Genomic DNA, 15,867 nt, shown 5'->3' with positions numbered 1-15,867 from the left:
TCCGAACGCCACCAGGAGCGAACGACACGTGGAGAACGAGCAGAAGCTTCGGGACTACCTCAAGCGGGTCATCGCCGACCTGCACCAGACGCGCCAGCGGCTGCGCGAGGTCGAGTCCGCCGAGCAGGAGCTCATCGCCATCGTGGGGATGAGCTGCCGGTTCCCCGGCGGCGTCCACTCCCCGGACGACCTGTGGCGGCTGGTGTCCGCCGGCACCGACGCCGTCTCGGCGTTCCCCACCGACCGCGGCTGGGACCTGGACGGGCTGTTCGACCCCGACCCGGACAACCCCGGCACCTCCTACGTCAGGGAGGGCGGCTTCCTGCACGACGCGGCCGGGTTCGACGCCGCGTTCTTCGGGATCTCGCCGCGCGAGGCGGTGGCCATGGACCCCCAGCAGCGGCTGCTGCTGGAAGGCGCCTGGGAGGCGTTCGAGCACGCCGGCATCGATCCCAGGTCGGTGCGCGGCAGCCGTACCGGCGTCTTCGCGGGCGTGATGTACCACGACTACCTGGCCCGACTGCACGACATCCCGGAGGAGTTCGAGGGCTACCTCAGCCAGGGCAGCGCGGGCAGCATCGCCTCCGGCCGGGTCGCCTACACGCTCGGCCTCGAAGGGCCGGCCGTGACCGTGGACACCGCCTGCTCCTCGTCCCTGGTCACCCTGCACCTGGCCGCCCAGGCGCTGCGCAACGGCGAGTGCGGTCTCGCGCTGGCCGGTGGCGTGACCGTGATGTCCTCGCCGAGCACGTTCCTGGAGTTCTCCCGGCAGCGCGGGCTGGCCCCGGACGGGCGGTGCAAGCCGTTCGCCGGCGCGGCGGACGGCACCGGCTGGGGCGAGGGCATCGGCATGCTCCTGCTGGAGCGGCTCTCCGACGCCCGCCGCAACGGGCACCCCGTGCTCGCCGTGGTGCGTGGGTCCGCCGTCAACCAGGACGGCGCCAGCAGTCGGCTCACCGCCCCCAACGGCCCCGCCCAGCAGCGGGTGATCCGGCAGGCGCTGGCCGACGCCCGGCTGACCCCGGCCGACGTGGACGCGGTGGAGGCGCACGGCACCGGCACCAGCCTCGGCGACCCCATCGAGGCCCAGGCCCTGCTGGCCGCCTACGGCCAGGACCGCACCGACGGACGGCCGCTGCGGCTGGGCTCGGTGAAGTCCAACATCGGCCACACCCAGGCCGCCGCCGGTGTCGCGGGCGTCATCAAGATGGTGATGGCGATGCGGCACGGCGTGCTGCCCCGCACCCTGCACGTCGACGAGCCGACCCCCGAGGTCGACTGGACCGCGGGCGCCGTCGAACTGCTCACCGAGAACACCCCCTGGCCGGAGACCGGCGCTCCGCGCCGCGCCGGTGTCTCCTCGTTCGGCGTCAGCGGCACCAACGCCCACGTCATCCTCGAAGCGCCCGAGCCGGCACCGGCAGAAGCACCGGCACCGGCAGAAGCACCGGCACCGGCATCGGTACCGGCATCGGACGCGGCGGCGGACGAGGTCGACGGCCCGCTGCCCTGGATCCTGTCCGGCCGCAGCGAATCCGCCCTCACGGACCAGGCCGCCCGGCTCGCCGCGCACCTGCGGGCCCACCCCGGGCTGCGCCCGGCCGACGTGGGCCGTTCGCTCGCCACCGAGCGGGCACTGTTCGAACACCGCGCGGTGGTCGTCGGCACCGGCCGCGACGGGCTGCTCCAGGGCCTGGACAGCCTCGCCGAGGGCGGAGCGGCACCCACGGTGGTGCGCGGCACGGCCGGCGGCCACGCCGAGGACGTCGTCTTCGTCTTCCCCGGCCAGGGCTCCCAGTGGGCCGGCATGGCCGTCGAACTGCTGGCCTCCTCCGAGGTGTTCGCCGCCCGGATGCGGGAGTGCGCGGACGCCCTGGCGCCCTTCACAAACTGGTCGCTCCTGGACGTCGTCCGCGGCGAGCCCGGCGCCCCGTCCCTGGACCGGGTCGACGTGGTCCAGCCGGTGCTGTTCGCCGTGATGGTGTCGCTGGCCGAGGTCTGGCAGGCGCACGGCGTCCGGCCGACCGCCGTCGTCGGCCACTCGCAGGGCGAGATCGCCGCCGCCTGTGTCGCCGGCGCCCTCACGCTCCAGGACGCGGCCCGGGTCGTCGCCCTGCGCAGCCAGGCCCTGACCGAACTGTCAGGCCGGGGCGGCATGGTCTCGGCGGCGCTGCCCGTCGCCGAACTGGAACAGCGCCTCGCCCGCTGGGCGGACCGGCTCTCCGTCGCCGCCGTCAACGGGCCCGCCTCCGTCGTCGTCTCCGGGGACCCGCAGGCGCTGGACGAACTGCTCGCCGACTGCGAGGCCCAGGGCGTCCGCGCCCGCCGGGTCGCCGTGGACTACGCCTCCCACTCCGCCCATGTGGAGGCCGTCGAGGAACGGCTGCTGACCGAACTCGCGCCGATCGCGCCCCGCTCCGCGCGGGTGACGTTCTGCTCGACGGTGACCGGCGAACCCCTCGACACCGCCGGGCTCGACGCCGCCTACTGGTACCGCAACCTGCGCCGGACCGTCCGTTTCGAGGACGCCGTACGCCACCTGTGCCAGGGCGCCCGCCCGGTCTTCGTCGAGGTCAGCCCGCACCCCGTCCTCACCATGGGCATGCAGGAGGTGCTCTCCGGCATCGACGGCGCGGCCACCGCGCTGGGCACCCTGCGCCGCGGCGAGGGCGGCACCGAGCGCCTCCTCCTCTCCCTCGCCGAGGCCCACACCCAGGGCGTGCGGGTCGACTGGCCGACCGTGTTCGCCGCGTACGGCACCCGCCGCGCCGAACTGCCCACGTACGCCTTCCAGCACGAGCGCTACTGGCTGGAGGAGGCCGGGCGGCCCGGCGACACCGCCGGTCTCGGCCTGGGCCCGGCCGACCACCCGCTGCTGGGCGCGGCGGTCACCCTGGCCGACGGCAACGGCTTCCTGCTGACCGGACGGCTCTCCCCGGCCACCCACCCCTGGCTCGCCGACCACGCGGTCACGGGCACCGTTCTGCTGCCCGGCACCGCGTTCGTGGAGCTGGCGGTCCACGCGGGCGACCGCGTCGGCTGCGGCCGGCTCGCCGAACTCACCCTGCACGCCCCGCTGGTGCTCTCCGCGTCCGCCCCGGTCGACCTCCAGCTGCTGGCCGGCGCGCCCGACGCCACCGGACACCGCAGGCTGAGCGTGCACTCCCGCCCGGCGGGCGCCGCCGCCGAGGACCCCTGGACCCTGCACGCCGAGGGCGCCCTGTCCGAGGGCACCGGGCCGGCCCCCGCCGTGGTGTCCGACGCGGCGCTCTGGCCGCCCGCGGGCGCCCGGCCGGTGCCGCTCGACGGCCTGTACGAGCGGTTCGCCGCCGCCGGTCTGGAGTACGGCCCGCTGTTCCAGGGCCTGCGCGCCGTGTGGCGGTGCGACGACGGACTGGCCGCCGAGGTCGAGCTGCCGCGGGACGCGGCGGCCGACGCCGGGCGCTACGGCCTCCACCCCGCGCTGCTGGACGGCGCCCTGCACGCGATCGGCGCCGGTGACCTGCTGCCCGGCGGCGACGGCGTCCGGCTGCCGTTCTCCTGGACCGGCGTGACCCTCCACGCCACCGGCGCCTCGACCCTGCGGGTCCGGCTGTCGCCGTCGGGCACGGACGCCGTGTCGCTGGCGGTGAGCGATGTCTCGGGCGCACCGGTCGCCTCGGTGGAGTCGCTGACCCTGCGCCCGCTGGACCCGGCCCGGCTGGGCGGCGAACCCCACGGCTCGCTGTTCCGCGTGGAGTGGACGCCCCTCGCCACGCCGTCCGGCTCCGCCTCGTACGCCGTACTGGGCGACGGGACCGGGCTCCCGGACGGGCTCGCCCGGGCCCGCACGTACCGGACGCCCGCCGAGCTGACCGCGTCCGGCGACCCGCTGCCGGACGTCGTCCTGGCACCCGTGGCGGGCGGGCGGCCCGGCGCCGACGCCGTCCACCGGGCCGTGACCGACGCGCTGACGCTCCTGCGGTCCTGGCCGGCCGAGGAGACGACCGCCGCCACGCGGCTGGTGGTCGTGACCCGGGGCGCGGTGGCCGCCACGGCCGGGGACGCGGTGACGGACCCGGTGGCCGCGGCGGTGTGGGGCCTGGTGCGCTCCGCGCAGACCGAACACCCGGGCCGCTTCGCCCTGGTGGACCTGGACGACGACGCGTCCCCCGACGCGGCACTGGCGGCGCTCGCCACCGGCGAACCGCAGCTCGCGGTGCGCGACGGCGCCGCCCTCGCCGCCCGGCTGGCCCGCGCCACACCCCGCGCGCACGCCGAGCCCGCCGAGCCGCTCGACGCGAACGGCACCGTACTGGTCACCGGCGGCACCGGCGCGCTCGGCAAGGTGCTCGCCCGCCACCTCGTGGCCGAACACGGCGTACGCCACCTGCTGCTGACCAGTCGCCGGGGCCCGGCGGCGCCCGGCGCGGCGGAGCTGACGGCCGAACTGGAGGCGCTGGGCGCCTCGGTGCGGGTGGCGGCGGTGGACGTCGCGGACCGCGAAGCCCTCGCCGCGCTGCTGGCCGCGATCCCGGCCGAGCACCCGCTGACCGCCGTCGTGCACACCGCCGGCGTCCTCGACGACGGCGTGCTGGCCACCCTCGACCCGGACCAGCTCGCCCGCGTCCTGCGGCCCAAGGCCGACGGCGCCTGGCATCTGCACGAACTCACCCGGCACCTCGACCTGTCGGCGTTCGTGCTGTTCTCCTCCGCCGCCGGGCTCATGGGCGGCGCGGGACAGGCCGCCTACGCCGCGGCCAACTCCTTCCTGGACGCCCTCGCCGGCTACCGCAGGGCGGCCGGACTGCCCGCCCGGTCGCTGGCCTGGGGCCTGTGGGACCTGGCCGACTCCGACATGATCGGCCGCCTCGACGAGGCCGGACTGGCCCGGATCCGGCGCCGCGGCATGGCCCCGCTGTCGGCCGTCGAGGGCATGGCCCTGTACGACCTGGCCGGGCACGACCCGGCCGACCGGTTCGACGACGCCGTACTGGCCCCCATGCACCTGGACCCCGCCCGGATGCGGGCCGCGCTCCCCGACGGCGAGCAGCCGCACCTGCTGCGCGGACTGCTCCACCGCCCGGCCCGGCCGACGGCGGCCCGGACCGCCGCCCACCCGGACGGCGCGCTGCCGGAGGCGGCCCGCCGACTGGCCGGACTGCCTCCGGCGGAGCGGGCACGCGCCCTGGAGGACCTGGTCCGCACCCATGTGGCGGCCGTGCTCGGCCACGCCTCACCGCTCACCGTCGAACCCGGCCAGGCGTTCAAGGACCTCGGCTTCGACTCGCTGACGGCGGTGGAACTCCGCAACCGCCTGAGCACCGCCACCGGTCTGCGCCTGCCCCCCACCCTCGTCTTCGACTACCCCACCCCCGAGGGCCTGGCCCACCACCTGGGCGGCGAACTCCTCGGCGCGCAGGGGCCCGCCGAGGCCGGCGAGCGATCCGCCGCGACGGCCGCGGCCCGCGCCGACGAGCCGATCGCCGTCGTCGGCATGGCCTGCCGCTTCCCCGGCGGCGTACGGTCCCCCGAGGACCTGTGGCGCCTGGTCGCGGACGGCGCCGAGGGCATCGGCGCGTTCCCCACCGACCGAGGCTGGGACCTGGAGCGGCTGCTGCGCGACGCCGACCCCGACCGGCCGGGCACCTCCGCCACCTCCGAGGGCGGATTCCTCTACGACGCCGGCCACTTCGACCCCGGCCTGTTCGGCATCTCGCCGCGCGAGGCGGGCATCATGGACCCCCAGCAGCGGCTCCTCCTGGAGACCACCTGGGAGGTCTTCGAACGGGCCGGCATCGACGCCGGCACGCTGAAGGGCAGCAGGACCGGCGTCTTCGCCGGCGTCATGTACCAGGGCTACGACACCCAGGTCGCCTCCGCCGTCGACGGCGACGAGGGCTACCTGGGCACCGGCAACTCGCTCAGCGCGGCCTCCGGCCGGCTGGCGTACACCTTCGGCCTCGAAGGCCCGGCGGTGACCGTCGACACGGCGTGCTCCTCGTCGTTGGTCGCCCTGCACCTGGCCGCGCAGTCGCTGCGCAACGGCGAGTGCACGCTCGCCCTGGCCGGCGGGGCGACGGTGATGGCCACGCCCACCACCTTCGTGGAGTTCTCCCGGCAGCGCGGCCTGGCCGCCGACGGCCGGGTCAAGGCGTTCGCCGACGCCGCCGACGGCACCGGGCTCGCCGAGGGCGTCGGCCTGCTCCTCCTGGAGCGGCTGTCCGACGCCCGCCGCCACGGCCACCAGGTGCTTGCCCTGGTCAGGGGCAGCGCGATCAACCAGGACGGCGCGTCCAACGGGCTGACCGCGCCCAACGGCCCCGCCCAGCAGCGGGTCGTCCGGCAGGCCCTGGACGCCGCCGGACTCACGGCCACGGACGTCGACGCGATGGAGGCGCACGGCACCGGCACCACCCTCGGCGACCCCATCGAGGCCCAGGCGCTGCTGGCCACCTACGGCCAGGGCCGCGACGCCGACCGGCCGCTGTGGCTCGGTTCGGTGAAGTCCAACATCGGGCACACCCAGGCCGCCGCCGGTGTGGCGGGCGTCATCAAGATGGTGATGGCGCTGCGGCACGGCGTGCTGCCGCGCACCCTGCACGTGGACGAGCCGTCGCGGCAGGTGGACTGGTCGGCGGGTGCGGTGGAACTGCTGACGGAGGCACGCGACTGGCCCGCCGTGGACCGGCCGCGCCGCGCCGCCGTCTCCTCCTTCGGCATCAGCGGCACCAACGCCCACGCGATCCTGGAACAGGCCCCCGCGGAACCGGCCGCGCTGCCGCGGCCCGCCGTGCCGGCGACGGAGGGCCCCGCCCTGCCGTGGCTGCTGTCGGGCCGCACCGAGGCCGCCCTGAGCGCCCAGGCGCAGCGGCTCCACGCCCATCTGCGGACGGCACCGGAGACCGGCCCCGCCGACATCGGCCTGTCCCTGGCCGTGTCCCGGGCCCGCCTCGACCACCGGGCGGCGATCGTCGCCGAGAGCCGCGACGACCTGCTCGCCGGACTGGCCGCGCTGGCCGCCGGACGCACCTCCCCCGGCCTGGTCCGGGGCGTGGCCGCCGGCCGGGGCCGGGTCGGCTTCCTGTTCACCGGCCAGGGCGCCCAGCGCACCGGCATGGGCGGTGAACTGTACGCGGCGTTCCCCGCGTTCGCCCGCGCCCTGGACGAGGTGTACGAGCGCTTCGAGGGGCGCCTGGAGCGCCCGTTGCGCGAGGTCGTGGCCGAGGACCCGGCCGCCCTCGACCGGACGGTGTACACACAGGCGGCCCTGTTCGCCCTGGAGGTCGCGCTGTACCGGCTCGTCGAGTCCTGGGGCGTGACCCCGGACTGGCTCGCCGGCCACTCCATCGGCGAGCTGTCCGCCGCCCACGTCGCGGGCGTCCTCTCGCTGGACGACGCCTGCGCACTGGTGGCGGCGCGCGGCCGCCTCATGGAGGCGCTGCCCGAGGGCGGCGCGATGGTGGCCGTCCGGGCAACCGAGGAGGAAGTGGCGGCCGCCCTGGTGGACGGGGTGTCGATCGCCGCGGTCAACGGCCCGTCGGCCACGGTGATCTCGGGCGACGAGGAGGCCGTGGCCCAGGTGGTGGCAGCGTTCGAGGGCCGCAAGACCAAGCGGCTGACGGTCTCGCACGCCTTCCACTCCGCCCGTATGGAACCGATGCTGGCCGAGTTCCGCGAAGTGGCCGCCGGTCTGACGTTCCGTCCGCCGGCGATCGGCCTGATCTCGAACGTGACGGGGGAGCCCGCCACGCCCGAGGAACTGTGCTCGCCCGACTACTGGGTGCGCCAGGTGCGCCGGCCGGTCCGGTTCGCCGACGGCATACGGGCGCTCACCGGACAGGGCGTGACCACACTGATCGAGCTGGGCCCGGACGGCGTGCTGTCCGCCCTGGCCCAGGAGACCCTGAACGCGGCGCCGGCCGACACGGCCGAGGTCACATGTGTACCGCTGCTGCGGGAGGGCCGCCCCGAGGCCCCGACCCTGGTCGGCGCCCTCGCCGGCGTCCACACCCGGGGCGTGCCCGTGGACTGGGCGCGGTTCTTCGCCGACCGGGGCGCCACCGCCACGGAGCTGCCCACCTACGCCTTCCAGCACCGGCGGTACTGGCCGCAGGCACCGGCCGACGCGCACCCCGCGCCCACCACGGACCCGGCGGAGGCCGCGTTCTGGGACGCCGTCGAGCGCGCCGACGCGACCGCCGTAGCCGACACCCTGGCCGTCGCCGAGGAACAGCGGCCCTCGCTGGACGCGCTGCTCCCGGCCCTGACCTCCTGGCGGCAGCACAGCCGCACCCGGTCCGTCACCGACTCCTGGCTCCACCGGATCACCTGGCAGCCGTCGGCCCACCACCCCGCCCCCGCCCTGTCCGGCCGGTGGCTGGTCGTGGTCCCCGCCGGCGGCGAACTGCCGCGGTGGGCCACCGCGGCGGCCGACGCCCTCGGCGCGCACGGCGCCCGCGTGGTCACCGTCGAGGCGGGCACGGACGGCCGTACCGCACTGGCCGCGCGGCTGGCCGGGCTCGACGGACCGGCGGCCGACGGCGTGCTGTCGCTGCTCGCCGCCGACGAGGCGAGCGGGGCGGCGGACACGCTCACACTGGTCCAGGCCCTGGGCGACGCCGGGATCACCGCCCCGCTGTGGTGCGTGACGCGCGGCGCGGTGTCGACCGGCTCGGCGGACCCGACCTACGCCGCGCGGCAGGCGCGGGTGTGGGGCCTCGGACGGGTCGTCGCCCTGGAACACCCGGACCGCTGGGGCGGGCTGATCGACCTGCCCGAGACCCTGGACGACCGCGGCGCGGCCCGCCTCGCGGGCCTCCTCGCGGACCCGGGCGAGGAGAGCGAGCTGGCGCTGCGGCCGTCCGGCGTGTTCGTACGACGCCTGGTGCGCGCGCCCCGGCCGGCGGGGCCGGTACCGGCGCCCTCGCTGTCCGGCTCGGTCCTGGTCACCGGAGGCACCGGCGCGCTGGGCGCCCAGGTCGCCCGGTGGCTCGTCCGCAACGGCGCCGAGCACCTGGTGCTGGCCGGCCGACGAGGCCTCGCCGCCGAGGGCGCGGCCGAGCTGCGGGACGAACTGACCGCGCTCGGCGCCGAGATCACCGTGGCCGCCTGCGACGTGGCCGACCCGGACGCGCTGGCCGCGCTGCTGGCCGCGATCCCCGCCGACCGGCCGCTGACCGCCGTCCTGCACGCGGCCGGCGTGCTGGACGACGGCGTGCTGGACGGGCTGACGCCCGACCGGTTCGCTGCCGTGCTGCGCGCCAAGGCCGACGCGGCCTGGCAGCTGCACGAGCAGACCCGCGACCTGGACCTGACGGCGTTCGTGCTGTTCTCCTCGGTCGCCGGAGCCGTCGGCAGCGCCGGCCAGGCCAACTACGCGGCGGCGAACGCCTTCCTGGACGCGCTGGCGGAGCAGCGACGGGCCGACGGCCTGCCCGCCCTCTCCCTCGGCTGGGGCGCCTGGGCCGACGCCGGAATGGCCCAGACCCGGGAGACCGCACAGCGTCTCGCGCGCGGCGGCGTGACCCCGATGGACCCGGACGCCGCGCTCGGTGTGCTGGAGCGGTACTGGGGTCAGGACGCGGCGCACCTGGTCGTCGCCGACGTGGACTGGGCCCGGTTCGCCGCCCCGCTCACGGACCCCCGGCAGCGCACGCTGCTCACCGGCCTGCCCGGCATCGACGCCACCGGCGAGGCACGCGCCACGACCGGCGGCGCCGCCGAACTCGTGCGGCGCCTGGCGGAACTGCCCGGCGACGACGAACGGCATCGGCTGGTCCAGGACCTGGTGCGCGAACAGGCGGCGCACGTGCTCGGACACGCCGCCAAGGACGCCGTACCCGCCCGGACCGCGTTCCGCGAGCTGGGCTTCGACTCGCTGTCCGCGCTGGAGCTGCGCAACGCGCTCGGCGCCGCCACCGGCCTGGCCGTGCCCGCCACGCTCGTCTTCGACCATCCCACGCCCCGCGAACTGGCCCGCCACCTCCTCACGGAACTCCTCGGCGACCGCGCGGCCACGCCCGGCGAGCCCGCCACGGCCACGACGCCGTACGACGAGCCGCTCGCGATCGTCGCCATGAGCTGCCGCTTCCCCGGCGGCGTACGCTCCCCGCGGCAGCTGTGGCGGCAGCTGCGCGACGGTGTGGACGCGATCGGCGCCTTCCCCGACGACCGCGGCTGGGACCTGGAGAAGCTGTTCGACCCCGACCCGGAACAGCCCGGCACCAGCTATGTGCGCGAGGGCGGATTCCTCCACGACGCCGGGGAGTTCGACGCCGGCTTCTTCGGCATCAGCCCGCGCGAGGCGCTGGCGATGGACCCGCAGCAGCGGCTCCTGCTGGAGACGTCCTGGGAGGCGTTCGAGGGCGCCGGCATCGACCCCGACACCCTGCGCGGCAGCCGCACCGGCGTCTACGTCGGATCCAACGGCCAGGACTACGCGAGCCTCCTGCTGAACTCCACGGAGGACCTCGGCGGCTACCTGGCCACCGGCAACGCGGCCAGCGTGGTCTCCGGCCGGCTCGCCTACACCTTCGGCCTGGAGGGCCCCACGGTCACCGTGGACACCGCGTGCTCCTCCTCGCTGGTCGCCCTGCACCTCGCGGCCCAGGCACTGCGCCAGGGCGAGTGCACGCTCGCCCTGGCGGGCGGCGTGTCGATCATGAGCACCCCCGGCCCCTTCACCGAGTTCTCCCGTCAGCGCGGCCTCGCCCAGGACGGCCGCTGCAAGCCCTTCGCGGCGGCTGCGGACGGGACCGGCTGGGGTGAGGGCGTCGGCATGCTGCTCGTGGAGCGGCTCTCGGACGCGGAGCGCAACGGGCATCCGGTGCTCGCCGTGCTGCGCGGCAGTGCGGTCAACCAGGACGGTGCGTCCAATGGCCTGACGGCGCCGAACGGTCCGTCGCAGCAGCGGGTGATCCGGCAGGCGCTGGCCAATGCCGGGCTCGGTGCGGCGGATGTGGATGCGGTGGAGGCGCACGGTACGGGGACGACGCTCGGTGATCCGATCGAGGCGCAGGCGTTGCTGGCGACGTACGGTCAGGAGCGTGCGGGGGACCGGCCGTTGTGGCTCGGTTCGGTGAAGTCGAACATCGGTCATACGCAGGCGGCTGCGGGTGTGGCGGGTGTGATCAAGATGGTGCTGGCGATGCGGCACGGTGAGCTGCCGCGCACGTTGCACGTGGACGAGCCGTCGCCGCATGTGGACTGGTCGGCGGGGGCGGTGGCGCTGCTCACCGAGCACACGCCGTGGCCCGCGGCCGAACGGCCCCGACGGGCCGGTGTCTCGTCCTTCGGCATGAGCGGCACCAACGCCCACGTGATCCTGGAAGAGGCGCCGGAGCCGGCCGTCGTGGCGCCGGAGCCGGCCGCCACGGATGCCGAATCGGCCCCGACGGACGTCGAACCGGCCGCCCGCCCGGCCCTTCTGCCGTGGCCCGTGTCGGCGAAGAGCCCCGGTGCCCTGCGTGAGCAGGCCGTGCGGCTGCGCGCCCATCTGGACGCCCACCCGGAGGCCGACCTCGCCGGCATCGGGTACGCCCTGGCCACCTCCCGCGCCGCGTTCGCGCACCGGGCCGTCCTGCTCGCCGACGGCCCCGACGGGGTGCGGCGCGCACTGTCCGCGCTCTCCCGGGGCGACAGCGATCCCGACGTGGTGGAGGGGACCGCCGAGTCCGACGGCCGTACCGTCTTCGTCTTCCCCGGCCAGGGCTCCCAGTGGGCCGGCATGGCCACCGAACTCCTCGACACCTCCCCGGTGTTCGCGGAACGGTTCGCCGAATGCTCCCTCGCCCTCCAGGAGCACGTCGACTGGTCGCCCGCCGACGTGCTGCGCGGCGTGCCCGGCACTCCGCCGCTGGAGCGGGTGGACGTCGTCCAGCCGCTGCTGTTCGCCGTGATGGTGTCGCTGGCCGCACTGTGGCGGGCCCATGGGGTGCGCCCCGCGGCCGTGGTGGGGCACTCGCAGGGCGAGATAGCCGCCGCCTGTGTGGCCGGTGCCCTGTCGCTGCCGGATGCGGCCCGGGTGGTCGCCCTGCGCAGCAAGGCGCTGGGCGCGCTCTCCGGACGCGGCGGCATGGTGTCGGTGGCGCTGCCGCTCGATGAGCTGACCGCCCGTCTGGAGCCGTACGGTGGACGGCTGTCGGTCGCCGCGGTGAACGGCCCCGGCTCGGTGGTGGTCTCCGGCGAGCCCGAGGCCCTCGACGAGCTGCTGGCCGGCTGCGCGGCCGAGGAGATCCGGGCCCGCCGGATCCCGGTGGACTACGCCTCCCACTCCGCCCAGGTGGAGTCCCTGCGCGACGAACTCCTCGACGCGCTGGCGCCGGTCGCCCCGCGCGCCGGTGAGGTCCCGTTCCTGTCGACGGTCACCGGCGACTGGCTGGACACCCGTGAACTCGGCGCCGCCTACTGGTACACCAACCTGCGGCAGCCGGTCCGCCTCGACCAGGCCACCCGTCGGCTGGTGGAGGACGACTTCCGGCTCTTCGTCGAGACCAGCCCGCACCCCGTGCTCACCCTCGGCCTCCAGGAGAGCTTCGACGACCTGGGATGCGACGCCCACGCGGTCGGCTCGCTGCGACGCGACGAGGGTGGCATGGACCGCTTCCTGCGGTCGCTGGCCGAGGCCCAGGTACGCGGGGCGACGCCCGACTGGGACACGGTGTTCGCCGGCCGGTTCGCCCGCCGGGAGACCGCACTCCGCGAGACCTCCGGCCGGGTGGAGTCCGCACCCTGGGTGGAGCTGCCGACCTATCCGTTCCAGCGCCGCCGGTACTGGCCGCAGGCCGCCCTCCGCCCGGCGGTTGACGCAGCGGGTCTCGGCCTCGGCGCCACCGGGCACCCGCTGCTCGGCGCCGCCCTCGACCTGCCCGGCTCCGACGGCCTGGTCCTCACCGGCCGCCTCTCCCTGGCGACCCACCCGTGGCTGGCGGACCACCTCGTCATGGGCTCCGCCCTGCTGCCCGGCGCGGCGTTCGCCGAGCTGGCGCTGCGGGCCGGCCGCGAGACCGGCCACGAGCAGGTGGAGGAACTCACCCTGGAGGCACCGCTGGTGGTGCCCGAGACGGGTGCCGTGGCGCTGCGCCTCACGGTGACGGGCCCGGACGAGAGCGGACGCCGGACGCTGACCCTGCACTCCCGGGCGGACGGCGCCGAACCCTGGACACGGCACGCCGAAGCGACCCTGACGGCCGCCGGACCGCTCCCGGAGCGCACCACCACCGCCTGGCCGCCCACCGGCGCCGAACCGGTGCCTCTCACCGGCTTCCACGAGCGACTGGCCGAGACCGGTGTGGCGTACGGCCCCGCCTTCCAGGGACTGCGCTCCGTCTGGCGGCGAACCGCACCGGACGGCCCGTCCGACGCCACCCACGCCTCCGACGCCACTCACGCCTCCGAGGCCACCGAGATCCTCGCCGAGGTCCGGCTGCCCGACGGCGTCCCGGCCGACGGCTTCACCCTGCACCCCGCCCTGCTCGACGGGGCGTTGCAGGCGGCCGCCGCCGAGGCGCTCATGGGCGAGCCGACGGGGGAGATGCGGGCGACCCGCCCGTTCTCCTGGCGCGGCATCCGGGTGCACACCCCGACGACGGCCACCGCGCTGCGCGTCACCCTGCGCCCGGCCGGCCCCGACACCCTCGCGGTGACCGTGACGGACACCGACGGGACACCGGTGGCCGAGGTCGACGCGGTGGTCTCACGACCGGTGTCCCTGGCACAGCTGCCCGGCGCGGGCAGTGGCGACGCGCTGTTCCGGCTCGACTGGAAGGCCCTGCCGCCGCTCCCCGAGACCGCCACCGCCACCGGCGCCTGGGCCCTGTTGGGAGCACCGGACGCCGACGTGGCCGACGCCCTGCTCACGGCGGGCGCCGGCTTCGCGACGTACGCCGACCTGGCCGCCCTGCGCGCGGCGGGCGAGAGCGGAAGGAGCGGAGGCAGCGGAGGGAGCGGCACACCGGTTCCCCCGGTCGTCGTCGCCCCGCTCCCGGCCCTGCCCGCCGGTGCGGACCCGGCCGAGGCCGCCCGCGCCACCGCCCGTCACACCCTCGCCCTGCTCCAGGACTGGCTGGCCGACGAGCGGTTGGCCGAGTCCCGGCTGGTGGTGCTGACCCGAGGCGCGGTGTCCACCGACCCCACGGAGGACGTGCCCGGCCTGCCGAGCGCCCCCGTGTGGGGCCTGGTGCGCTCGGCGCAGTCGGAGAACCCGGACCGGTTCCTGCTCGTCGACACGGACGGGCACCAGGAGTCGTGGCGGCGACTGCCGTACGCCGTCGACGCGGCCCTCGGATCCGCCGTGGGCCAGGGGGAGACACCGCCCCGGACGTCCGGTGAGCCCCAACTCGCCCTGCGCTCGGGCCGGGTGCTGGTACCCCGGCTGGCCCGGGCGGGCTCCGCCGAACCCGGAACCCCGGCCGGCCACGCCGTGCCCGGAGCCCAGGCCCCCTCCACCGCGCCTGTGCCGCTCGACCCCGAGGGCACCGTCCTGATCACCGGCGCCACGGGCGGCCTCGCCCGTCCACTGGCCCGTCACCTGGTCACCGAGCACAAAGCCCGGCACCTGCTCCTGGCCGCCCGGCGCGGCGCCGCCGGCGACGGGATGCCCGAACTCCGGGCGGAACTCGCCGCACTCGGCGCCCAGGTGACCGTCGCCGCCTGCGACGTGGCCGACCGTGCCGCACTCGGCCGTCTCCTCGCGGGCGTACCCGAGGCCCACCCGCTCACCGCCGTGATCCACACGGCGGGCGTGACCGAGGACGGCGTGATCGGCACGCTGACCCCCGACGGGCTGGACCGGGTGCTGCGTCCCAAGGTCGACGCCGTGCTCGCCCTGCACGAGCTGACGAGGACCCTGGACCTGTCGGCGTTCGTGCTCTACTCCTCCTACTCCGGGACCTTCGGCAGCCCCGGCATGGCCAACTACGCGGCGGCCAACGCCTTCCTGGACGCCTTCGCCCGGCACCGCAGGGCCCAGGGCCTGCCCGCGCAGTCCCTGGCCTGGGGCCTGTGGGCGGAGGGCGCGGGCATGGGCGGACGGCTGGACGAGGCCGACCGCGTCCGTATGGCACGCGGCGGAGTCAACCCGATGGCCGCCGACTTCGGCCTGGCCCTGTTCGACACCGCCCTCCAGCGCACCGAGGCGGTCCTGGTACCGGCCCGTCTGGAGCTGGGCGCCCTGCGGGCCCAGGCCCGGGAGGCCGGGGCGGCACTCCCCGCGCTCCTGCGCGACCTTCTCCCGGGCACCGCCCGGGCACGGGACGAACAGGCACCCGACAGCACCGGAAGCCTGCGCGACCGGCTTGCGGGGCTGCCGGAGGAGGAGCGGGAGCGCGTGCTGCTGGACGTCGTACGCACCCATGTCGCCACCGTCCTCGGCCACGGCGGACCGGAGGCCGTCGGCGCAGGACAGTCCTTCAAGGAGGCCGGCTTCGACTCGCTGACCGCGGTGGAGCTGCGCAACCGGCTCACCGCGGCCACCGGCCACCGGCTGCCCGCGACCCTGGTGTTCGACTTCCCCACCCCGGCCGTCCTCGCCCGCCACCTGCTCACCGAACTGGCCCCCGCGCCCTCGGCGCCGGCCGTCCCGCTCCTGGAGGACATCGGACGGCTCGAATCGGCGCTCACCGCCCTCACCCCGGACGTCCTCGCCGGCACGGAGCTGGACGACGACGCCCTCGACAGCATCACGGATCGACTCCAGACCCTGCTGTCGGCATGGCGCGAGACCCGCGCCGAGGCGCTGAGCGAACCCGCGTCGAACGAACTCGACGAGGCCACGGACGACGAACTCTTCGACTACATCGACAAGAAATTCGGAAGGGGCTGACCACCGCGCAGCCCCAAGCCCAGCGCCCGAACGCGGGCCCACCGTTTTTCCGCCGTTTTCCCGCA

At 76.1% G+C, this 15,867-nt stretch carries 1 protein-coding gene; it reads left to right on the top strand.

Translation table 11 applies throughout. From position 1 onward, the window contains the following. Positions 1-28: 28 nt before the first annotated feature. Entirely contained in the window at positions 29-15,802 is a 15,774-nt protein-coding gene (locus ACZ6D7_RS31700) for a type I polyketide synthase (RefSeq protein WP_469498205.1), read from the top strand. Positions 15,803-15,867: the final 65 nt, after the last annotated feature.

This window comes from Streptomyces sp. NPDC041784 (genome assembly GCF_055591025.1).
This window is presented reverse-complemented; position numbering and strand designations above follow the sequence as displayed.